Here is a 20273-nt window from a genome sequence, read left to right on the forward strand (position 1 = left end):
CGCGACCCGCCCCGCCGATCAGGGTAGCTTACTCGCGACCGTGTTCGCCGCGCGCAAGCGCGCGCGCGGCAATCTTGTGGCCGGCGGGCACCTGCGCGCGCATGCGCACGCCCAGGGCCTCGAGGTGCTGGCCCAGCGTGAGGTCGCCACGGGCGATCAGCACGTTGTCGTTGGCATGCAGGCGGATGACGGGGTCTTGGGTCACGGTGGGTAATGGAATCGGGAATGGCGGATCAGCTCTGCGCGAGCATTTCCTTGAGTTTGAGGCGCTGGATCAGCTGCGTTTCCTGCTCGTAGACCTCGCCCACGTACTTGCGATAGTCGGGACCGTCGAGGTACATGATCGGTGCATCGAGACGCGCGGCCACGGTCTTGAACTCCGGGCTCGCCACCGCCGCGCGGAATGCCTCGCGCAGCGTCTTCTCGACATCCGGCGGCAGGCCCTTCGGCGCGCCGATGCCGTTGGGGGCCTCCACCACGACGTTGTAGCCGAGCTCCTTGAGCGTCGGCGCGTTGCTGAAACGCGGCGTGCGTTGCTCGCCCCAGGTCGCCAGCAGGCGCATCTTGCCGGCCTCGACGTGCGGCGCCCACGAGCTGGAGTCGGCAAGCAGGTCCACCTGACTGGCCAGCACGTCCTGCAACGCGGCGGAACCGCCCTTGTAGGCAATGGCGTTGAACCTGACGCCGGCCGCCAGTGCGAACTGTTCCATGCCGACGTGCGTGGCGCCGCCGATGCCCGCGTGCGCATAGGTGACGCGGCCCGGATGCGCCTTGGCTTCCGCCACCACATCGGCGAGCGTCTTGAAGCGCGAATTGTCCGGCACCGCGATGCCGAAGGTCTGGCCCGACGTGCGCGCGAGGTAGGTCAGTTCCTTGCGCGGGTCCAGTTGCAGCATGCCCAGTTGCGAAAAGCGCGCGACCGAGATCGGGATCTGGCCGATGGTGTAGCCGTCGGGCGTGGCGCGGGCCAGTGCCTTCGTGCCGATCATGCCCGATGCGCCCGCGCGGTTCTCGACGACGATCGACTGCCTGAGGATGCCCGAAGCCACCTGGCAGAGCGCGCGCATCGACTGGTCGGCGGTGCCGCCGACGGGCCACGGGCAGATAAACGTGATGGGTCGCTCGGGATACCCGGCGGCGGCGCGGGCGATGCGCGGGGCGAGCAGGCTGGCCGTGCCGGTGGCGGCAGCAGCGGTGGCGGCGGCGCTGCCCAGCAGCAGACGGCGGCGCATAAGGCTCGCGGGAAGGCGATCGGTCATGGGGAAGGTCTCCTTGTTCTTGTCGCCGCCGGTTCATGCCGGAGCGATCGTGCTGCGATTGTGGCCGGGCGAGGCATAACCATCCAATCAAAAATTGGCATGGCTTCATAACCTTTTCGTTACGTACCTTTGCGGGTAGACTCGCCGGCATGGCCCATATCGACCGCGCGTTCCGCTCCAATATCAAGCTGCGCCACCTGCAACTGCTGGTGGCGCTGGACGAGTTCCGGCATCTCGGCCGCACGGCCGAATTCCTTTCCGTGAGCCAGCCCGCGATTTCCAAGGTGCTGGCGGAAGTCGAGAAGATGCTCGGCATGACGCTGTTCACGCGGTCCACGCGCGGCACGGAACCGACGCCGGCTGGCGAAGCGCTGGTGCGCTTCGCGCGCTCGGTGCTCGCGCAGTACGACGTGACGCGCGACGAAATCGAGGCGGTGGCCAGCGGCGCGGCGGGCCGCGTGCGCGTGGGATCGATGGGCGCGGCGCTGCCGGTCCTTCTGGCCCACGCGGTGGCGCGGCTCAAGCAGCAGTCGCCGCGCGCGACGGTGCTGATCGAGGAGGGCGATCTCACGCATCTGCTGCCGCGCCTGCGGTTGTCGGAGCTCGACGTCGTGGTCGGCCGGCTCGAGCCTGCCTATGCGGCACCGGACCTCATCACGGAAGCGCTATACGAGGAACCGATGGTGGCGATCGTCGCGGCCGGGCATCCGCTGTCGCGCAAGGCGCGGCCAGACTGGGGCGACCTGTCGCGGCATCCGCTGGTTCTGCCGCCACCGTGGGCGTCGCTGCGCGTAAAGATCGAGCAGGCGTTCGTGCGGCATGGGCAGGACCTGCCCGCGGACCTGACCGAAACGTCGTCCTACTTCGCGGTGACGGCGTTCGTCTCGCAACGGCAGGCGGTGGGATTCGTCGCGCGTTCGGTCGGGCAGCAGATGCAGGCCGAGGGGCGCTTTCATGTATTGCCGATGCCCGTGGAGCTGGCGTTGCCGCCGATCGGCCTGATGATGCTGCGCGACCGGCGTCCCGCGCCGGGTGCGACGGCGTTGATGGCATGCCTGCGCGAGGAGGCGCGCGAGATTGCGCGCGCGGGCAAGTCGTCCCCCAGACCGCGGCGCGCGCGCACTACCGCGTGAAGCGTGGCATCACGGACGCGGTCCCAGAATCTGCAGCTTTGTCACCTTGACCGGCCCCTCGGCAAGTTCGGCGAGTCTGGCGAACCACGCCTTGACGTAAGGCGTCTCGTTATGGGCATTGAAGTCCTGCTCGTTCGCGAACACCTCGTAGAACACGAAGTGCCCGGGACGCGCGCGGTCCTCCTGCAGAAAATAGACGAGGTTCTTCGGATCGCCGCGCACGCCATCGACGAGCGGCCGGGTGATGGTCCGCAGCTCGTCGGCACGGCCGGGCCTGGCCTGGATCTCGGCCACCACGGAGAAGGCGCCGGCGGGCACGCGTGCGTAATCGACGGCGCCGGTACCGTCGTGCGCGAATGCATGGGCGGCACACAGGAATGCCGCCGCGGCGAGCAGCGTCGTCGCAATGCGTTGAGAGGTGGGCTGCATGGTCAGTAGGCCTTGAGCCGGGTGACGGTAATGCCGTTGACGGTGAGCGCCGGCAGCCGCTGCAGCCACTGCTGCACGTACACGGCCTTTACGTGCTCCTGAAACGCGCTCTCGTCGCGGAACACCTCGTAGAACACGAAGCGTCCGGGCGCATCGAGCTGCTCATGCAGGACGTAGGTGATCACGCCGGGCTCGGCGCGCGTGGCGGCGATCAGCGGCACGGTGGCCGCGCGGAGGTCGCCCTCCTTGCCGGGTTTGGCCTGCACGGTGGCGACGGTAACGAGGTGTCCCTCGGCACGCGTCCCTTTTTCCGCCGTGACTGGCGGCGAGGACGGGGATAACGCGGATGACGCGCAGGCGCCGAGCAGCAAGGCGCCCGCGAGCGGAAGAAACGATCGGCGAATGCGAAACACGGTGTGAGTCCCCTGTCCGTTGTGCGATGTACGCCCTCAACGTTAGTGCGGAGACTCACCCGGCATCGAGTTAAATGTGGTGAAGACGAGTGAAGCGCGCCGGTCGCCCCGGTCACGTTCTATCCGTCGATATCCCCCAGCATGATCGCGTCGAGCCCGGCGCCCGACCGCACCATCGGCCAGACCTTCTCGCCGCCATCCACCTGAAAGTCCACGAACACGGTGCGGTCCTTGAGGCGAAGCGCTTCGCGAATCGCCGGTTCCACGTCGGCCTCGCGCTCCACGCGCAGGCCAACGTGCCCATAGGCGCGCGCAAGAATCGTGAAGTCCGGCAGCGCGTGCATATACGACTCGGAGTAGCGCTGGCCGTAGTCCACATGCTGCAGTTGGCGGACCATCCCGAGGTAGCCGTTGTTGAGCGTGAAGATCTTCACCGGCAGGTTGTGCTGGGTGCAGGTGGACAGTTCCTGGATGCACATCTGGATCGATCCATCGCCGGTGATCACGCACACGTCGCTGTCCGGAAACGCGCGCTTGACGCCCATCGCATAAGGCAGGCCCACGCCCATCGTGCCGAGCCCGCCCGAGTTGATCCACTTGCGCGGCGACTGGAAGCGGTAATGCTGGGCGGCCCACATCTGATGCTGGCCCACGTCCGAGCAGATATAGGCGTTGTCGCCGGCAATCTCGCTGAGCTTCTCGATCACGTACTGCGGCTTGATGACGATGCCGTCGCGCTGGTAATCGAGGCAGCGCTGCGCGCGCCAGTCGGCCACGGAACGCCACCATCCCTCGCGCGCCGACGCGGGCACCGCCGGCTGCTCGCGCAGTGCGGCGTTCAGCTTCTGCAGCACGCGCCGCGCATCGCCGACGATCGGCACCGTTGGCTTTACGCGCTTGCCGATGCTCGCGGGATCGATATCGATATGGATGATCTGCCGCGGCACCGCGCAGAACGCATCCACCTTGCCGATCACGCGATCGTCGAAGCGCGCGCCGACGGCGATCAACACGTCGCACTCCTGCATCGCGCGGTTGGCCTCGTACGTGCCATGCATGCCGGGCATGCCGAGATAGCGCGGCTCGGTGGCCGGCACGAGGCCAAGCGCCATCAGCGTGGTCGTGATGGGCGCATCGACAAGCCGCGCGAGCTCGGCGACTTCGGAGCCCGCATCGGCCATCAACGCGCCGCCACCGACGTAAACATAGGGGCGCTGCGCATTGCGCAATGCCTGCACGGCCTGACGGATCTGGCCGTCATGCCCCTCGAGCTGCGGGCGATACGAACGGATATCGATGCGCTCGGGCCACTGGAACGTGCCCTCGGCCAGCGCGACGTCCTTCGGAATATCGACGAGCACCGGACCGGGCCGGCCCGTGCGTGCGATATGGAACGCCTTGCGCAGCGTGAGCGCCAGGTCGTTCACGTCGCGCACGAGGAAGTTGTGCTTGACCACGGGGCGCGTGATGCCGACCGCGTCGCACTCCTGAAAGGCGTCCTCGCCGATCATGCTCGTCGGCACGTTGCCGGAGATCACGACCATCGGGATCGAATCGAAGTACGCGGTGGCAATGCCCGTCACCGCATTGGTCACGCCCGGTCCGGACGTGACGAGCGCCACGCCGACCTTGCCCGTCGCGCGCGCATAACCATCGGCCGCATGCACGGCGGCCTGCTCGTGCCGCGTGAGCAAATGGCGCGGCGCCTCGTGTGCGGCCAGCGCGTCATAGATCGGCAGTACGGCGCCGCCCGGGTACCCCCAGATCTCCGCTACGCCTTCCCGCCGTAGTGCTTCCACGACCATCTCCGCCCCACGCATGGTGACGGCAGGGGCGGCGGCTTTGGCACGAAATTCGGCGATTGGCATGTTCACTGGAAATGCTCCGTTGGCTTGGGGGTTGGACAACGGATGCAGTCTAGGAGCAGATGCCCGGTACGTTCTGCCGAATCTACGCGTATTCGCGGGCGTGGCAGTGCAATGTTCCGTGGTTCAGGGATTTCGCGGCAGTAACTGCGGCATGCCTCGTGCCTGGGCGACGCACTGCCTCGTCAGCGCGATCAGCCGCTGCGCGATGGGCGAGCGATTGTCGCGCCGCCAGACGAGTTCGAGCGGCAGTTGCAGATCGAGGTCGTCGAGCTTGAGAAACCGCACGGACGCACTGGCGTGCGCGGCCGCCTGCTCGGGCAGGATCGCGCAGCCCATGCCGGCGGTGACGAGCGTCAGCAGCGAGTTGTTGTCCGTGCCTTCCATGACCACCTTCGGCATAAACCCCGCGCCGTGGAAATGCGCGATCAGCCGGTCGTGGTAGTAGGCCGTGACGCTGCGCGGAATCCAGAGGAAATCGCGCCCATTGAGGTCCGCGAGCCGGCGCGGCGGCTTGTCGGTCCACTGCGGTTCGTTGGGGACCGCCAGCGCCAGTTGCTGCGTGGAGATCAGCATGCCGTCGAGCGCGGGGTCGTCCATGGGACGGAAGTAGAGGAACCCGGCATCGAGTTCGCCCGAGCGGATCAGATCGACCTGCGGCCCCGAGATGACCTGCCTGACCGATACCGAGACATCGGGCGACTGCTCGCGAAACTGCCGCAGGATTTCGGCAACCACGGGTAATAGCTGGTGCAGGATCGTCAGGCCGATGGCCAGATTGCCAAGTCTGCCGCTCGCGGCCTCGACCGCGCGCTGTCTGGCCGCATCGAGGTCTTCGAGGGCCCGGGTCGTGTCGTACAGGAACTGCGCACCTGCCGCGGTGAGCGTCATGCCGCGCGACTGGCGTTCGAACAGCGTGACGCCGAGTTCTTCCTCCAGCCGCTGCAACTGCTTGGTCAGCGCCGGCTGCGCCAGGCCGTGCGCGCGTGCCGCCTTGTTGATCGACCCCTCGCGCGCGACGCTCGCGAAATACCGTAACTGCCGCAGCTCCATGGTTATTCCCGATAGTTATTACTTCGATCGCTTAAATATATATTCGGGAATAGCATGATTTCAAGCGTTTGCCTTTCCGCACATTCTTTGCCGCATCGAATCGCGTAAGGAAATAACGGAAATGTCGATCGTCAACAGTATCGAGGCCCGCCTGCCGGCATTGCGCCAGCTTCGGCAGACATTGCATGCGCATCCGGAGCTCGGTTTCGCCGAGCATCGCACCGGGGACCTGATCGCCGCCGAGCTCGAGCGGCTCGGCATTGCCTGCCACCGCGGCATTGGCAAGACCGGCCTCGTCGGCGTGATCGAGGGAAAGCGGCGGACGAGCGGGCGCGCGATCGGCCTGCGTGCCGACATGGACGCGCTGCCGCTGCACGAGCAGACGGCGTTGCCCTATGCCTCGTGCTGTCCCGGCCGGATGCATGCGTGCGGCCACGACGGGCACGTGACGATGCTGCTCGCGGCCGCTGGTTACCTGAGCGAAACGCGCGCGTTCGACGGCACGGTCTACCTCGTGTTCCAGCCCGGCGAAGAGGGTTACGCGGGCGCGCGGGAAATGGTCAACGACGGGCTGTTCGACCGCTTTCCGGTCGAGCAGGTCTACGCGCTGCACAACTGGCCCATGCTGCCGCTGGGCACGCTGTCGATCGCGCCCGGGCCGGCCATGGCAGCGACCGACCGCCTCGAAATCGAGATCTTCGGCGTGGGTGGGCATGGCGGTGTGTCGCCCCACAAGTGCGTGGACCCGGTGCTGGTTGCAGGGCACGTGATCACGGCGGTGCAGAGCATCGTCAGCCGCAATGTGCCGGCCCTCGATGCGGCGGTCATCAGCCTGTGCGCGATCCAGGGCGGGCAGATGGACGGCTTTGCGGTGATCCCCGACTCGGTGAAGATCGTCGGCACCGCGCGCTCGCTGACCGCCGAGATGCAGACGCTGCTCGAGCGCCGTCTGCATGAGGTGGTGCAGGGTGTGGCCTCGGCGTTCGGCGCGCGCGCGTCGGTCACGTACGAGCGGCTGTTCCCGATGACCGTCAACGATGCGGAGGCCGCGGCCTTCGCGACCGACGTGGCCGTCGAACTGTTCGGCCGCGAACAGGTCGTCGCGCGTCCGCAGCCGAGCCTCGGCGGCGAGGATTTCGCGTTCATGCTGCAGCGGCGTCCGGGTGCCTATGTGCACTTCGGCACGGGCTCGCCCGCAGGCGGCGACCACGGCCTGCACAGCCCCCATTTCGACTTCAACGATGCCGCCATCCCGCTGGGCGGCGCCTATCTCGCGCGGCTCGCCGAGCGCGCGCTTCCGGTGGCATAGCGCCACGCAACGCAGGAACCCTCACCATGTCCAAGTCCCCAACGCACCAGATCGCGGCCGCGGTCATCGGCAATGCCCTCGAGTGGTATGACTTCATCGTCTACGGGTTTATGACGGCGGTCATCTCCGCCGTGTTCTTTCCGGCGGAAAACGCGTATGCGTCGTTATTGCTGACCACGGCGAGTTTCGGTATCGGCTTTGTGCTTCGGCCCATTGGCGGCATCCTGATCGGTGCATATGCGGACCGCAAGGGCCGGCGCGCCGCGCTGCAACTGATCATCTTCCTGATGACGGTGGCCACGGCGATGATCGCGTTCGCGCCGCCTTATGCGGCCATCGGCGTGGCCAGTTCCGTGATGATCATCGTCGCGCGCATGCTGCAGGGGCTGGCGACCGGCGGCGAGTTCGCCAGCGCCACGGCATTCCTCGTGGAGATGGCGCCGCGCAACCGGCGCGGACTATATGGGTCGTGGCAGATGTTCGGGCAGGGGCTGGCCATGCTGCTGGGCGCGGGCGTCGCCGCGCTCGTCACGGGTTGGCTCCCGCGCGAGAGCCTGCATGCCTGGGGCTGGCGCGTTCCCTTTATCGTCGGCCTGCTGATTGCGCCGATCGGCATCTGGATTCGTCACCATCTGAGCGAGACCGTGGCGGTCTCACGCGATGACGATGCAGGCGTGGGACATGGGGTGGGACATGGGGTGGGACAGACGCTGGTGCAGCATCGCCGTGGACTGCTGGCCAGCTTTCTGCTGACCACGTCGGCGACCATCTCGTTCTACGTGCTCGTGATCTATCTGCCGACCTATGCGAGCAAGACGCTCGGCCTCGCGCTGGAGAGCGCATTCATCGCGCAGTGCATCGGCATCGTGGCGATGATCGTGGCCATCCCGTTGTTCGGGGCGCTGTCCGATCGCGTCGGCCGCCAGGTCGTGCTGCGCACCGCGCTCATCCTCTCGGTACTGCTGCTGTATCCGTGCTTTCAATGGCTGATTGCCGACCCGGACTTCTCGCGCTTCATGTGGATGCAGATCGTGCTGTGCGGCATCTTCGGCGCGTTCCTCGGGCCGTTCTCGTCGGCGGTGGCGGAGCAGTTCCCGAGGCGCATCCGTTCCACCGGCATGGCCGTGAGCTACAACGTGGCGGTCATGATCTTCGGCGGCTTCGCGCAGTTCATCCTGACCTGGCTGCTGCATGTCACCGGCTCCCCGATGACCCCCGCGTTCTACCTGCTGTTCGGCGCATGCGCGGGGTTGATCGGGAGCTTCATCATGGTGGCGACAGGGCCGGCGGCGAACCTCACTTACGCGCAAAATCCTGCTGCAGCACCCGCCGTGCGGAGTCGGCAATCATGACCACCGCGCCGGACAGCATCAGCACGTCCTTGAGCACGAGCCGGCCGGCCCCCGAGAGGTAGGGGAAGCCGTACTGGGCATCGCCGAGGTTGGCGACCCAGGCTTCCGGCGTGGTGATCAGGAAGGACAGCGTGACCACCGGTGTCAGGAACGCGAGGATCGAGCCGACGAGGCCGAGCCGATTCGAGAACAGGTACGACAGTACCAGCAGGCCGATTGCGATTTCCACGATGCCCAGACCGGTGGAGAACGAATAGGTGTGGTTGGCCACCTGCCATGCCCGCTGCACGAGGTCAAGCTGGCCCTCGTGCGTCAGGTGGGCGTGATAGGCCTCGGGGTGCGCGTAGAAGAACGACATAAAGGGGCTGTTGGCGACGAATGGCGTAATGCTGTCCGCCTCGTACGGCACGAACTTCAGGGCGCCGATCCAGAGGAAGACGATCGCCACGCCGAAGCGGATCATCGGGACGCCGAGGCGGTCCAGCCGGCTGGCGATGGTGAGGAGATTGCGTGCGTTCATGATGGTGACTCCTTGCTGAGACGGGAAGCGCGATGTGCGCTGGCTTGTCTCCATGCTATGCAGCCGCCGTGTGACGAGGACGACCGATCGGCTCAGGTTTTGTCTCGATCGTCTCAGTCTTCACCACGATTAACATCCGGACGCCGATCCCTTGAATAGGATGGAAGCGACGCGCGGCGTGGGGCTTCGCTATTCGCAGAAGGAGGTCGCAGTGAGCAAAGGCAAAGTGTTGATCGTTGGCTCGAATGCCAACCGGGTCGAGATACAGGGCGGCGGCTGGGGGGCAACCGGCCAGTATCTGAATGAAACCGTCGTGCCGGCCATGGCCATTATCGAGGCCGGCTACGAGGTGGTGCTCAGCACGCCGAACGGCACCAAGATGACGCTCGATGCGGCGTCGGACGCCCCGGCGCACTTCGGGGGCGACGAAGCTGCTTACAAGCGCGCGCGCCAGTTCTGGGACAGCGACCCGGTCATGACGAACGTGCGCACGCTCAAGTCCGTGATCGACGAGGGGCTCGACAACTACGCCGGCGTGTTCATCCCGGGCGGCCAGGCTCCCGTCGTCGATCTGATGCAGGACGCGGAGCTGCGGACGATCCTGCAGCACTTCCACGAGAAGTCCAAGCCGACCGCCATGCTGTGCCACGGCCCGATCTCGGCCGCGGCCGCGATGCCGCACGCGCGCGAGTTTCGCGCGGCACTGATCGCCGGCGACCCGCAGAAGGCAAAGGAGTGGGCCAAGGGGTGGCCGTACGCGGGCTACAAGATGACCGTGTTCTCCGCTACCGAGGAGAAGTACGTCGAGGAGAATATCCTGCACGCCAAGATCTACTTCGACATGCCTTACGCGTTGAAGACGGCCGGCGGCGAGGTCATCATCGAGCCGAAGGACTTCGCGCCGCACGTGGTCGAGGACCGCGAGCTCATCACGGGGCAGAATCCCGCATCGGATCACCCGATTGCGGCAAAGTTCGTGGCCGCGCTCGATCGCGCCACGGCCTGATTGCAAAAAAGCACGAACATCTGGAGGCCGACCATGGCGCATCTCAAGATCATGGCTATTCTGACTGCCAAGGACGGCAAGTCCGAGGATCTGATGGCATTGCTCGCGGCCATGGTCGCACCGTCCCGCGCCGAGCCCGGCAACCTGCGCTGGGACATCTGGCGTGATGTGTCGGATTCGAATCGCTTCGTGCTCGACGAACTCTATGCGGATGCCGCCGCGGTCGATCATCACCGCGCCACGCCGCATTTCCAGCACTACCTGTCGCGCGTCAACGATCTGGCGACGCGCGTCGCGGTAGTCGCCGAGCCTGTGCAGGTAGGGGGAACGCCATGAAGCTTTACTACCACCCGCTGTCCGGGCATTCGCATCGTGCCCGGCTCTATCTGTCCCTGATCGGGGAGCCATTCGAGCTCGTCGAGGTGGATCTGCCGTCCGGCGAGCACAAGAAGCCGGCCTTTCTCAAGCTCAATCCGCTCGGACAGGTGCCGGTGCTCGTCGATGGCGACACCGTCGTGCCCGATTCCAACGCGATCCTGATCTACGCAAGCAAACGGTTCGGCAAGACCGACTGGCTGCCGCAGACGCCTGCCGGCGCCGCGGCCGTCGAGCGCTGGCTGTCGATCGCGGCGGGCGACCTCGCATTCGGCGCCGCGGCCGCGCGGCTCGTCACGGTGTTTTCGGCCAAGCTCGATGCGGAGGCCGCCATCAAACGCGCGCACGGGCTGCTCCAGCGCATGGAGGACGTGCTGGCGGACCGCCCGTGGCTGGCCGGAGACAGCCCGACCATCGCCGATGTCGCGTTGTACAGCTATACCGCGCGCGCGCCGGAAGGGTTCGTCGATCTGAACGCCTATCCGAACGTACTGGCGTGGCTCGCGCGCATCGAGGCGCTGCCCGGTTTCGTGGAATTCCAGCGCACGCCGGTCGGCCTGGCCGCCTGATATGGCGCAGATGCCGTGGCACGCCGGGGAACTGGCACTGCAGGCACGCGTGGGCGTGCTCGCGAAGATGGACGACGTCGGGCGCCGCTTCGTGCGCGACTACATGCCGGACGAGCATCGCGACTTCTTCGCGCAGTTGCCGTTCATCGTGCTGGGCACGGTGGCGCCCGACGGGCGCGTCTGGGCCACGCTGCGCGCGGGTCCGCCGGGGTTCCTCGCATCGCCCGAATCGCACCGGCTCGACCTTGCCATCGCGCGCGAGCCGGCGGATCCGGCCGATGCCGGGCTCGCGGACGGCGATGCAATCGGGCTGCTCGGCATGGATCTGTCCAACCGGCGGCGCAATCGCATGAACGGCGTGCTGCGTCTGTCTTCCGATGGCAGCGCGCGTGCCGCGCATATCGACGTCGTGCACAGCTTTGGCAACTGTCCGCGTTATATCCAGCTGCGCACGCTGCGATACGTGCGCGAGGCGCTGCTACCCACGGCCGTGGCTCCACAGGCACTCGATGGACTCGATGACCGTGCGCGCGCGTTGATCGCCAGCGCCGATGCATTCTTCGTCGCCTCGTACGTGGATCTGCCGAACGCGGAGGGCGAAGGAACGACGCGTCAGGTCGATGTCTCCCATCGCGGCGGCAAGCCCGGCTTCGTGCGGCTGGATGCCGACGGCGGCATGACGATTCCCGACTTCGCGGGCAACCTGTTCTTCAACACGCTCGGCAACTTCCTTTCGAATCCGCTCGCGGGCGTCACGTTCGCCGATTTCGATACCGGCGAACTGCTGCAGATGAGCGGCCGCGCCGAGGTCATCGTCGATTCGCCCGAGATCGCGGCGTTCCAGGGCGCCGAGCGGCTCTGGCGTTTCATGCCCGAGCGCATCGTGCGCCGCGACGATGCCTTGCCCATCCGCTGGTCGTCCGTCGCCGATGGCGTGTCGCCGAGCTCGCAACTGACGGGCGACTGGGAGCAGGCCGCTAACCGGCTGCGCGCGGCCGCGATGAAGTGCCAGTGGCGGCCGTTTCGCGTGACGCGCATCGTCGATGAGAGCAGCGTCGTGCGCTCGTTCCATCTGGAGCCCGCCGACGGGGCGGGACGCATCGCGCATTGCGCGGGGCAGTTCCTGCCGATTCGCGTGACGCCGCCCGGCCACACGCAACCGCTGATCCGCACCTACACGCTGTCGGTCGCGCCATCGGACCCGGCGTACCGCATCAGCGTCAAGCGCGAGGGTGTGGTCTCGCAATACCTGCACGACACGCTCGCGGTGGGGGATACGCTCGAGACGCGCGCACCCGCTGGCGGCTTCACGATCGATGCGCTCGAGCGGCGGCCGGCCGTGCTGATGGCCGCGGGCATCGGGGTGACGCCGATGCTCGCGATGCTCCGGCATATCGTCTACGAGGGACAGCGCAAGCAGCGCGTGCGACCGACGTGGTTCTTCCACGCCGCGCGTACGCTCGCCGAGCGCGCCTTCAGCGACGAACTGGCGGCGCTCGCGGCACAGGGCAATGGGGCGATCCGCGTCGTGCGCGTACTTGGCCATCCGGACGGCGCGATCGTTGCGCAGGACTACGACGTTGCGGGCCGTATCGGCATGGACGTGCTGCGCGCGCATCTGCCGTTCGACGACTACGACTTCTATCTGTGTGGGCCATCGCCGTTCATGCAGGGGCTCTACGATGGGCTGCGGTGTCTCAATATCGCCGATGCGCGGATTCATGCCGAGGCATTCGGCGTATCGTCGCTGACGCGCAAGCCCGATGCCGCGATGGCCCCGCATGCGTCGGCGACATCGGCCGCGCGGCCCGCGACCGGATCGGTGCCCGTCCTGTTCACGGCATCGGCCAAGGAAGCGCGCTGGAACCCCGGCGACGGCTCGCTGCTGGAACTGGCCGAGCAGCGCGGCCTCTCGCCGGAGTTCGGCTGCCGCAACGGCAATTGCGGCACCTGCCTCGCGCATCTCGAACGCGGCGCCGTGGCCTATCTGCATCGGCCCGAGTACACACCCGGCGAGGGCGAGGTGCTGATCTGCTGCGCCGTGCCCGCGGAAGGCAGCACGGGGCTGAGCCTCGCGCTGTAGCGACGGTCAGCCCAGCGCGCGGACGGAGCTGCTGATGGCCCGCGCGCTCTGCAGCAGGGGCGGCCCCAGGCGCCGCTCGGTATCCTCGACGCTCCAGCGCGCGGTGGGGGCCACCACGTGGATCGCCCCGAGCGGCCGGCCCTTGCCGCCGACGATCGGCGAGGCGATGGTCATGTCGCCGAGAAACAGTTCTTCCGAATTCATCGCATAGCCGCGCACACGCGCCTTCTGCAGCTCGGCCATGACGGCATCGACGGACGTCAGCGTGAACGAGGTATGCGCCACGCGCGCCGACTGCTCGACGATCTCGCGCGCCTCGCCTTCCGGCAGCGCGCTCAGGTAGGCCCGGCCAGAGGCGGTGCAGTACATCGGGATGCGGCTGCCGATGGGCATATGCACGGGCACGAAATGCGCGCTGACGAAGCGCGCGAGGTAGACCATCTCGTCGCCATCGGGCTCCGTGAGGCAGGTCGTCTCGGCGGTGACCTTCGTCAGTTCGGAGAGGAACGGGTTGGCGACGTCGATCAGCGGATCCGCCGCCAGGTAGTTGTACCCGACCTTCATCACCTGCAGCGTCAGCTGGTAGCGCCGCGTCTGCGGATGCTTGCGCAGATACCCCAGTTGCTCGAGCGTGAAGACCATCCGCTGCGCCGAGCTCTTGTTGATGCCCGCCACCTCGGCGATCTCCGCGATGGTCATCGTGCGGCGCGACGCGCTGAACGCGGCCAGCACCGCCAGACCCTTTTCGAGCGACTGGTTGAAGAGCTGGCTGACTTCCGATTGAGAGGTTGACATCACATTGAGCTGTTTGCGGAGACATCGAAGAATCGCATATCGATTCATATGATGCAACTAATGGTTTTCGAGAATTAAAAGTCGATGGAAGTTCATCGACTATTGGCATGCAGGTTGCATAGCTCGCAGCACCGCGCTTCAAGGCGCGTCCTTCAGAACCCTTGCCAAGGAGTGTTCGCATGTCCATCGTCAATCGCGCCCGTCGCCACGCACTGCTTCTGTGCCTCGCCGGCACCGTTTCCTCTCTCGCATGGGCCCAAGGCAGTGCACCGGCCACCTTCAACGTCGGCGCCACCGCCACGGGCGTGCCGTTCACCTTCCTCGACGTCAAGACCAATACCATCCAGGGGATGATGGTCGATACGGTCACGGCGGTGGGCAAGGCCGGCGGCTTCCAGGTGAACGTGCAGCAGACCGCGTTCGCGGCGCTGATTCCCTCGCTGACCTCGAACAAGATCGACATCATCTCGGCGGCCATGCTGAAGACGCCCGCGCGCGAGCAGGTGGTGTCGTTCAGCGATCCGGTCTATTCGTATGGCGAAGGCCTGATGGTCAAGGCCGACGATGCCAGGGCCTACACCTCGCTCGACGACCTCAAGGGCGAGGTCGTCGGCGCGCAGGTTGGCACGGTGTTCCTCGACATGCTCAACAAGAAGGGCATCTTCAAGGAAGTGCGCAGCTACGATTCCATCGCCGACATGTCGCGCGATCTGTCGCTGGGCCGCATCAAGGCGGGCCTCGGCGATCAGCCGCTCATCGCCTATCAGATTCGCCAGAACGCGTTTCCGGGCGTGAAGCTCGTCGGCAGCTACAAGTCCGTCAACGTGGGCGACGTCTGCCTCGTCGTGCGCAAGGGCGATACCGAGACGCTGGCCCGCGTGAACAAGGCCATCGCGGCGATCAAGGCCGACGGCACGCTGGCGAAGATCGTCCAGAAGTGGGGCATGTAAGAGGATGGTAGTCGCGACCTTCCTCGAGAACGCGCGCGAGTTCCTGCCCATCCTGCTCAAGGGGGCGGTGGTCACGGTGGAGGTTACCGTGCTGTCGTTCCTGCTGAGCAGCGTGCTGGGGCTGGGCCTCGCGCTGATGAAACTGTCTCCGGTGCGCGCGCTGTCGGTCACCGGCTCGACGATCGTCAACGTGATTCGCGGGCTGCCGATCATCGTGCAGCTGTTCTATATCTACTTCGTGCTGCCCGATGCCGGCATTCATCTGACCGCGTTCCAGGCCGGCGTGATCGGCCTCGGCATCGCGTACTCGGCGTATCAGGCCGAGAACTTCCGCGCGGGAATCGAGGCCGTGGATCCCGGCCAGCGCGAGGCCGCGCAGGCCATGGGCATGCGCGGGCCGCTGATCCTGCGGCGGGTCATCCTGCCGCAGGCGTTCCGCATCGCGTTGCCGCCCTATGGCAATACGCTCGTCATGATGCTCAAGGACTCGTCGCTGGTGTCGACGATCACGGTGGCGGAGATGACGCGTGCCGGCCAGCTCATCGCGTCGTCGACATTCCAGAACATGACCGTCTACACGCTCGTGGCGTTGCTTTACCTGTTGATGAGCCTGCCGCTCGTGTACGCGCTGCGCCGCGTGGAACACCGCTTTGGCGCGGGAAGGAAGCGACCATGATCGATATCCAGAACCTTCAGAAGCGATTTGGCGACCATCAGGTGCTGCACGGCGTGGATCTCCACGTGGACAAGGGCGAGGTGGTATGCCTGATCGGCCCGTCGGGATCGGGCAAATCGACGGTCCTGCGCTGCATCAACGGCCTGGAGTCGTACGAGGGCGGCGAGATCCGCGCGTTCGGCGAGCGCGTGGACCGCGAGGGCCGCGACATTCACCGGCTGCGCAGCCGCATGGGCATGGTGTTCCAGCGCTTCAACCTGTTTCCGCATCGCACGGTGCTCGAGAACGTGATGGAAGGCCCCGTCTACGTGCGTGGCGAGCCGAAGGATGCCGCCCGCGCGCGCTCGATGGCGTTGCTCGACAAGGTAGGGCTGGCGGCGAAGGCGGACGCGCATCCGGCGCAGCTGTCGGGCGGCCAGCAGCAGCGCGTGGCTATCGCGCGCGCGCTGGCGATGCAGCCCGAAGCGATGCTGTTCGATGAACCGACGTCGGCACTGGACCCCGAACTCGTGGGCGATGTGCTCGAGGTCATGCGCAACCTTGCGAAGGAAGGCATGACGATGATCGTGGTGACGCACGAAATGGGTTTTGCGCGCGAGGTAGCGGATCGTGTCTGCTTTCTCCATGGCGGAAAGATCGTCGAGGAAGGACCCGCCGCGCAGGTGCTGGGCGCGCCGCGGCAGGCGCGCACGCAGGATTTCCTGCGGCGCGTATTGCAGAAGCCCGCGGGCGTTGCCAACGAGGCGTCGGGAGATGTCGCGTGACGACCGAGAATGCCATGAGCGGCCGCGCGCTGCCGCCGTCGCTGTGGGCCGCCACCGCGATCGATGCACCGCATACGCCGGCACTGACCGAATCCACGCGCGCCGATGTGCTGGTGATCGGCGCCGGCTTTACGGGGCTCTCCACGGCGCTGCATCTCGCGGAGCAGGGTGTGTCCGTCCGCGTCGTCGATAGCCATCAGCCCGGCTGGGGTGCGTCGGGCCGCAACGGCGGCCAGGTCAACCCGACGCTCAAGTACGATCCCGACGAGCTCGTGAAGAAGCTCGGCGCCGCGCGCGCGGAACCGCTGATCGCAGCGATCTCGGGCTCGGCGGATCTCGTATTCGACCTCATCGCGCGGCACGGTATCGATTGTCAGCCGGTCCGCGCGGGCTGGCTGCAGCTTGGGTATACCCAAAAGGCCGTGGACGGCATGCATGCGCGCGCGCGGCAGTGGGCGCGGCGCGGCGTCAATGTGGAGATGCTCGACCGCGATGCCGTGGCGCGGCGCGTCGGGACCGACGCGTTCGCGGGCGGCTGGCTCGACGGGCGTGCCGGTGCCATCCAGCCGTTGTCGTACACGCGTGGGCTGGCGGCGGCGGCGCAGCGCGCGGGCGCATCGATCCACGGCGACAGCGCTGTGGTCTCGCTTACGCGCGCGGCCTCGCAAGGGAAGGCCCGTTGGCAGGCGACGCTGGGCACGGGCGCGACGGTGGAGGCGGAGCATGTCGTCATCGCCACCAATGGCTATACGGGACCGCTATGGCCGGGCCTGTCGAGCACGATGCTCACGGCCAACAGCTTTATCGTGGCCACGCGCCGGCTGACGTCCGCCGCGGCCGATGCCATCCTCGAGCGGGGCGAAACCGCGTCGACGTCGCAGCGGCTGCTGCTGTACTTCCGCAAGGACAACGAGGGGCGGCTGCTGATGGGCGGGCGGGGCTTCTTCGCCGATCCGCGCGGGCCGGAGGATTTCGCGCATCTGGAACGCTCGCTGGAGCTGCTGTTCCCGCAGCTCGGTCCGCTCGACTATGCGTACCGCTGGAGCGGCCGCATCGCGGTCACGCGCGATTTCATGCCGCATGTCCATGAGCCGGCACCGGGCGTGACCGTGGCCGTGGGATGCAATGGACGCGGTATTGCGTTGTGCACGAGCTTTGGCAAGCATATCGCCGAACGGCTCGTGGGCGCGGGGATGGGCGCAGGCAGAAGCGCCGGCGACGCGTTCCCTTATCCGATCTCGCCGATCGTGCCGATTCCGATGCATGGGCTCCAGCGCTTCTATGTCGCGGCCGGCGTGGCCTGGTACAGCCTGCTGGATCGGTTCGGCTGAACGTTCTGGTGCAGCGCGGCATGGATGGAACGTCCGGGCGAGCCTGTAGGAGGGCCGCCGATGGCGTTCCGGGCGGCGGGCTGGGATGATGGGCGCCTCAGTCTCGCGTGAGCGATGGGCCCATGACCAAGTTCCTCCGTTACCAGTCCGGACGCGCCCCGCGCACGGCCATCTCGTTCGTCGCCCTCGTGGCGCTCGTGGTGTTGTCCGCCATCTGTGGGGCCATCGTCTGGAATATCGCGGGCGACGACCGGCATATCGAGCGGCGCATCGATCGGGTCTACAGCCTCGACGATCCGCAGTTCGCGCACGAACTCGGCGTGCTGCTCGGGCCGCCGGTGGTGGACGGCAATCGCTACCGCGTGCTGCGCAATGGCGACGAGATCTTTCCGGCGATGCTCGGTGCGATCCGGCAGGCGAAGAAGACCATCAACTTCGAGTCCTACATCTACTGGTCCGGCGATATCGGCATGGCATTCGCCGACGCGCTGAGCGAACGGGCGCGGGCGGGGGTCAAGGTGCAGGTGCTGCTCGATGCCGTGGGCAGTTCCAAGATCGAGCGATCGGTCCTGGAGACGATGAAGCGCGCGGGCGTCGATGTCCGGTTGTACCATCCGGTGCGGTGGTACACGCTGAGCAAGCTCAACAACCGCACGCACCGCAAGTTGCTGATCGTCGACGGCGTCATCGGCTATACGGGCGGCGTCGGCATTGCGCCCGAATGGACCGGCAACGCGCAGGACCCCGACCACTGGCGCGACACGCATTTCGAGGTGGAAGGCCCCGTGGTTGGGCAGATGCAGTCCGTGTTCGTCGATAACTGGATCAAGGTGGCGGGCCGCGTTTCGCACGGGCCCGAGTACTTCCCGATGCCGAAGCCGGCCGGCGAGGGTCGCGCGCAGATATTCAGCAGTTCCCCCACGGGCGGCAGCGAGAGCATGGCGCTGATGTATCAGCTGGCCATCACCGCCGCCAAGACCTCCATCGATCTGTCGGCCGCCTACTTCGTGCCGGACAAGGTCACCGAGTATGCGTTGCTGGAGGCCATCAAACGCGGGGTCCGCGTGCGCATCATCGTCCCCGGCGAGTACATCGACTCGGAAACCGTGCGCGCCGCGTCGCGCCAGCGCTGGGGCGGGCTGCTGCAAGCGGGTGCCCTGATCGCCGAATACCAGCCCACGATGTACCACTGCAAGGTCATGATCGTGGACGGCTTGCTGGTGTCGGTGGGCTCGACGAACTTCGACAACCGCTCGTTCCGGCTCAACGACGAAGCCACGCTGAATATCCTGGACGCGAAATTCGCGGCGGAGCAGACGGCCATCTTCGAGGACGACCTGAAGCGCTCCGCGCCGATTAGCTACGAGGCGTGGAAGCACCGCCCGCTGCGGCAGAAGATCGCGGATGCGCTGTCGTCGCTGATGGGGGCGCAGCTTTGAGCGACCCATACCGGTTCGCATACAGCCACGTGAACTCGGCGCCGAGCAGGAAGATCTGCGCGGAGTAGTAGACCCAGACGAGCACGATCACCAGCGAGCCGGCCGCCCCGTAGCCGGTGGCGACGCCGGTCTTGCCGATATAGAGGCCGATCAGCACCTTGCCGATGGTGAAGAGCCCGGCGGTCACCAGGGCGCCGAGCCAGACGTCCAGCCAACGGACGTTGGCGTGCGGCATGATCTTGTAGATCATGGCAAAGACGACCGTGGTCAGGCTGAAGCTCAGCAGCATATCGACGCCATGCGCCACGGCTTCCACTTCGCCCAGCGGCGTCCATGCGCGGCCCAGCGCGGAGACCGCCGCGCTGGCGACGAGGGAGACGATCAGCAGGAACCCGATACCGAGCACCATGCCGAACGAGAGCACACGCGTGCGCAGCAGTTCGACGATGCCGGATGCCTTCTTGCGTTCGGGCACGCGCCAGATGCGATCGAGCGCATCCTGCAGCTCGGCAAAGACCGTGGTGGCGCCGATGAACAGCGTGACCGCCCCGACGATCGCGGTGACCGTGCCGGCGCCCGGACGGTTCAGCGATACGAGCATCGCCTCGATGGCCGCCGCGCCATCGGTGCCGACGAGTCCGCCGAGTTGCTGCACCACGGCACCTCTCGCCGCGTCCGCGCCAAACACGAGACCGGCCACGCTAATGACGATGAGCAGCAGCGGCGCGACGGAGAAGATCGTGTAGTAGGCCAGTGCGGCGCCCATGCTGGGCGCATAGTCGTCGAGCCATGCGGAGACCGTGTCCCTGAGCAGAAGGAAGAAGTTTCTCGAATGCGAAAGTCCGATGCGCCAATTTTGCATGATGAGGGGGCGCCCGGCGCGCATGCGCGGTTCCGGAGGCGCCATACGAATCGATGCACAGGCAGGGCGCAATATCGATGCCAGCCGTCA

Annotated in this window: 20 protein-coding genes and 1 pseudogene; 12 read left to right on the top strand and 9 right to left on the bottom strand. The window is 66.6% G+C overall.

Annotated elements, in window-relative coordinates; all coding sequences use genetic code 11:
• Nucleotides 1-43 precede the first annotated feature (43 nt).
• Nucleotides 44-205: pseudogene (locus AAHB16_RS02825) on the bottom strand (altronate dehydratase); the annotation flags it as partial.
• Nucleotides 206-233: 28 nt separating this feature from the next.
• Complete coding sequence (locus tag AAHB16_RS02830) at nucleotides 234-1259, bottom strand: tripartite tricarboxylate transporter substrate binding protein (RefSeq protein ID WP_342050023.1); 1026 nt, start codon at nucleotides 1257-1259, stop codon at nucleotides 234-236.
• Between the two features lie 149 nt (nucleotides 1260-1408).
• Between AAHB16_RS02830 and AAHB16_RS02835 the strand changes: the two genes are divergently transcribed.
• A complete protein-coding gene (locus AAHB16_RS02835) occupies nucleotides 1409-2392 on the top strand; it encodes a LysR substrate-binding domain-containing protein (protein ID WP_150374290.1) in 984 nt (327 codons plus the stop codon).
• A gap of 9 nt (nucleotides 2393-2401) precedes the next feature.
• Here AAHB16_RS02835 and AAHB16_RS02840 read toward each other — a convergent pair whose 3' ends face one another.
• From AAHB16_RS02840 to AAHB16_RS02855, 4 genes are all read right to left on the bottom strand, one after another.
• Nucleotides 2402-2821, bottom strand: coding sequence for a putative quinol monooxygenase (locus AAHB16_RS02840; RefSeq protein WP_342050024.1), 420 nt, complete (start codon nucleotides 2819-2821; stop codon nucleotides 2402-2404).
• A 2-nt stretch (nucleotides 2822-2823) separates the two neighbouring features.
• Nucleotides 2824-3234: a putative quinol monooxygenase gene (locus tag AAHB16_RS02845; RefSeq protein ID WP_342050025.1), complete on the bottom strand. Its 411-nt coding sequence runs from the start codon at nucleotides 3232-3234 to the stop codon at nucleotides 2824-2826.
• Between the two features lie 119 nt (nucleotides 3235-3353).
• Nucleotides 3354-5108 (bottom strand): biosynthetic-type acetolactate synthase large subunit, encoded by a 1755-nt coding sequence (gene ilvB / locus AAHB16_RS02850; protein WP_446718058.1) that lies wholly within the window; start codon nucleotides 5106-5108, stop codon nucleotides 3354-3356.
• Between the two features lie 117 nt (nucleotides 5109-5225).
• On the bottom strand, nucleotides 5226-6152 hold the full coding sequence (locus tag AAHB16_RS02855) for a LysR family transcriptional regulator (protein WP_150374294.1): 927 nt from the start codon (nucleotides 6150-6152) through the stop codon (nucleotides 5226-5228).
• Between the two features lie 112 nt (nucleotides 6153-6264).
• Here AAHB16_RS02855 and AAHB16_RS02860 point away from each other — a divergent pair, with 112 nt between their 5' ends.
• On the top strand, nucleotides 6265-7461 hold the full coding sequence (locus AAHB16_RS02860) for a M20 aminoacylase family protein (protein WP_446718063.1): 1197 nt from the start codon (nucleotides 6265-6267) through the stop codon (nucleotides 7459-7461).
• A 26-nt stretch (nucleotides 7462-7487) separates the two neighbouring features.
• Entirely contained in the window at nucleotides 7488-8813 is a 1326-nt protein-coding gene (locus AAHB16_RS02865; protein ID WP_342050028.1) for an MFS transporter, read from the top strand.
• Here the strand turns inward: AAHB16_RS02865 and rclC are convergent.
• Complete coding sequence (rclC, locus tag AAHB16_RS02870; protein WP_150374297.1) at nucleotides 8758-9333, bottom strand: reactive chlorine resistance membrane protein RclC; 576 nt, start codon at nucleotides 9331-9333, stop codon at nucleotides 8758-8760. The two genes, AAHB16_RS02865 and rclC, sit on opposite strands and share 56 nt — an antisense overlap.
• Before the next feature lie 211 nt (nucleotides 9334-9544).
• Here rclC and AAHB16_RS02875 point away from each other — a divergent pair, with 211 nt between their 5' ends.
• Genes AAHB16_RS02875 through AAHB16_RS02890 form a run of 4 tightly spaced genes read left to right on the top strand, consistent with a single transcriptional unit; the run spans nucleotide 9545 to nucleotide 13366 of the window.
• Nucleotides 9545-10339, top strand: a complete 795-nt coding sequence (locus AAHB16_RS02875; RefSeq protein ID WP_150374298.1) for a type 1 glutamine amidotransferase domain-containing protein — start codon at nucleotides 9545-9547, stop codon at nucleotides 10337-10339.
• Between the two features lie 33 nt (nucleotides 10340-10372).
• Nucleotides 10373-10675 carry a putative quinol monooxygenase gene (locus AAHB16_RS02880; protein ID WP_150374299.1) on the top strand — a complete coding sequence of 101 codons (303 nt, stop codon included), beginning with the start codon at nucleotides 10373-10375 and terminating at the stop codon, nucleotides 10673-10675.
• Complete coding sequence (locus AAHB16_RS02885; protein ID WP_150374300.1) at nucleotides 10672-11283, top strand: glutathione S-transferase family protein; 612 nt, start codon at nucleotides 10672-10674, stop codon at nucleotides 11281-11283. Before AAHB16_RS02880 ends, AAHB16_RS02885 begins: the two co-directional genes overlap by 4 nt.
• Nucleotide 11284: 1 nt before the next feature.
• Complete coding sequence (locus tag AAHB16_RS02890) at nucleotides 11285-13366, top strand: 2Fe-2S iron-sulfur cluster-binding protein (protein ID WP_342050029.1); 2082 nt, start codon at nucleotides 11285-11287, stop codon at nucleotides 13364-13366.
• Between the two features lie 6 nt (nucleotides 13367-13372).
• Here AAHB16_RS02890 and AAHB16_RS02895 read toward each other — a convergent pair whose 3' ends face one another.
• On the bottom strand, nucleotides 13373-14161 hold the full coding sequence (locus tag AAHB16_RS02895) for an IclR family transcriptional regulator (protein ID WP_150374302.1): 789 nt from the start codon (nucleotides 14159-14161) through the stop codon (nucleotides 13373-13375).
• Between the two features lie 179 nt (nucleotides 14162-14340).
• Here AAHB16_RS02895 and AAHB16_RS02900 point away from each other — a divergent pair, with 179 nt between their 5' ends.
• The 5 genes from AAHB16_RS02900 (at nucleotide 14341) to AAHB16_RS02920 (ending at nucleotide 19321) form a co-directional block, all read left to right on the top strand.
• The gene (locus AAHB16_RS02900) at nucleotides 14341-15111 is read left to right on the top strand and encodes an ABC transporter substrate-binding protein (RefSeq protein ID WP_150374303.1); all 771 of its coding nucleotides are present in this window, start codon (nucleotides 14341-14343) and stop codon (nucleotides 15109-15111) included.
• Nucleotides 15112-15115: 4 nt separating this feature from the next.
• Complete coding sequence (locus AAHB16_RS02905; RefSeq protein WP_150374304.1) at nucleotides 15116-15787, top strand: amino acid ABC transporter permease; 672 nt, start codon at nucleotides 15116-15118, stop codon at nucleotides 15785-15787.
• On the top strand, nucleotides 15784-16551 hold the full coding sequence (locus AAHB16_RS02910) for an amino acid ABC transporter ATP-binding protein (RefSeq protein WP_342050030.1): 768 nt from the start codon (nucleotides 15784-15786) through the stop codon (nucleotides 16549-16551). Before AAHB16_RS02905 ends, AAHB16_RS02910 begins: the two co-directional genes overlap by 4 nt.
• A gap of 14 nt (nucleotides 16552-16565) precedes the next feature.
• Complete coding sequence (locus tag AAHB16_RS02915; protein ID WP_342050255.1) at nucleotides 16566-17882, top strand: NAD(P)/FAD-dependent oxidoreductase; 1317 nt, start codon at nucleotides 16566-16568, stop codon at nucleotides 17880-17882.
• Between the two features lie 122 nt (nucleotides 17883-18004).
• Nucleotides 18005-19321 carry a phospholipase D-like domain-containing protein gene (locus tag AAHB16_RS02920; protein WP_342050031.1) on the top strand — a complete coding sequence of 439 codons (1317 nt, stop codon included), beginning with the start codon at nucleotides 18005-18007 and terminating at the stop codon, nucleotides 19319-19321.
• Here the strand turns inward: AAHB16_RS02920 and AAHB16_RS02925 are convergent.
• Nucleotides 19239-20183, bottom strand: coding sequence for a YihY/virulence factor BrkB family protein (locus AAHB16_RS02925; protein WP_342050032.1), 945 nt, complete (start codon nucleotides 20181-20183; stop codon nucleotides 19239-19241). The two genes, AAHB16_RS02920 and AAHB16_RS02925, sit on opposite strands and share 83 nt — an antisense overlap.
• Nucleotides 20184-20273 lie beyond the last annotated feature (90 nt).

Source organism: Cupriavidus sp. OTU4054, assembly GCF_038440175.1.
GTDB lineage: Bacteria > Pseudomonadota > Gammaproteobacteria > Burkholderiales > Burkholderiaceae > Cupriavidus > Cupriavidus pauculus_D.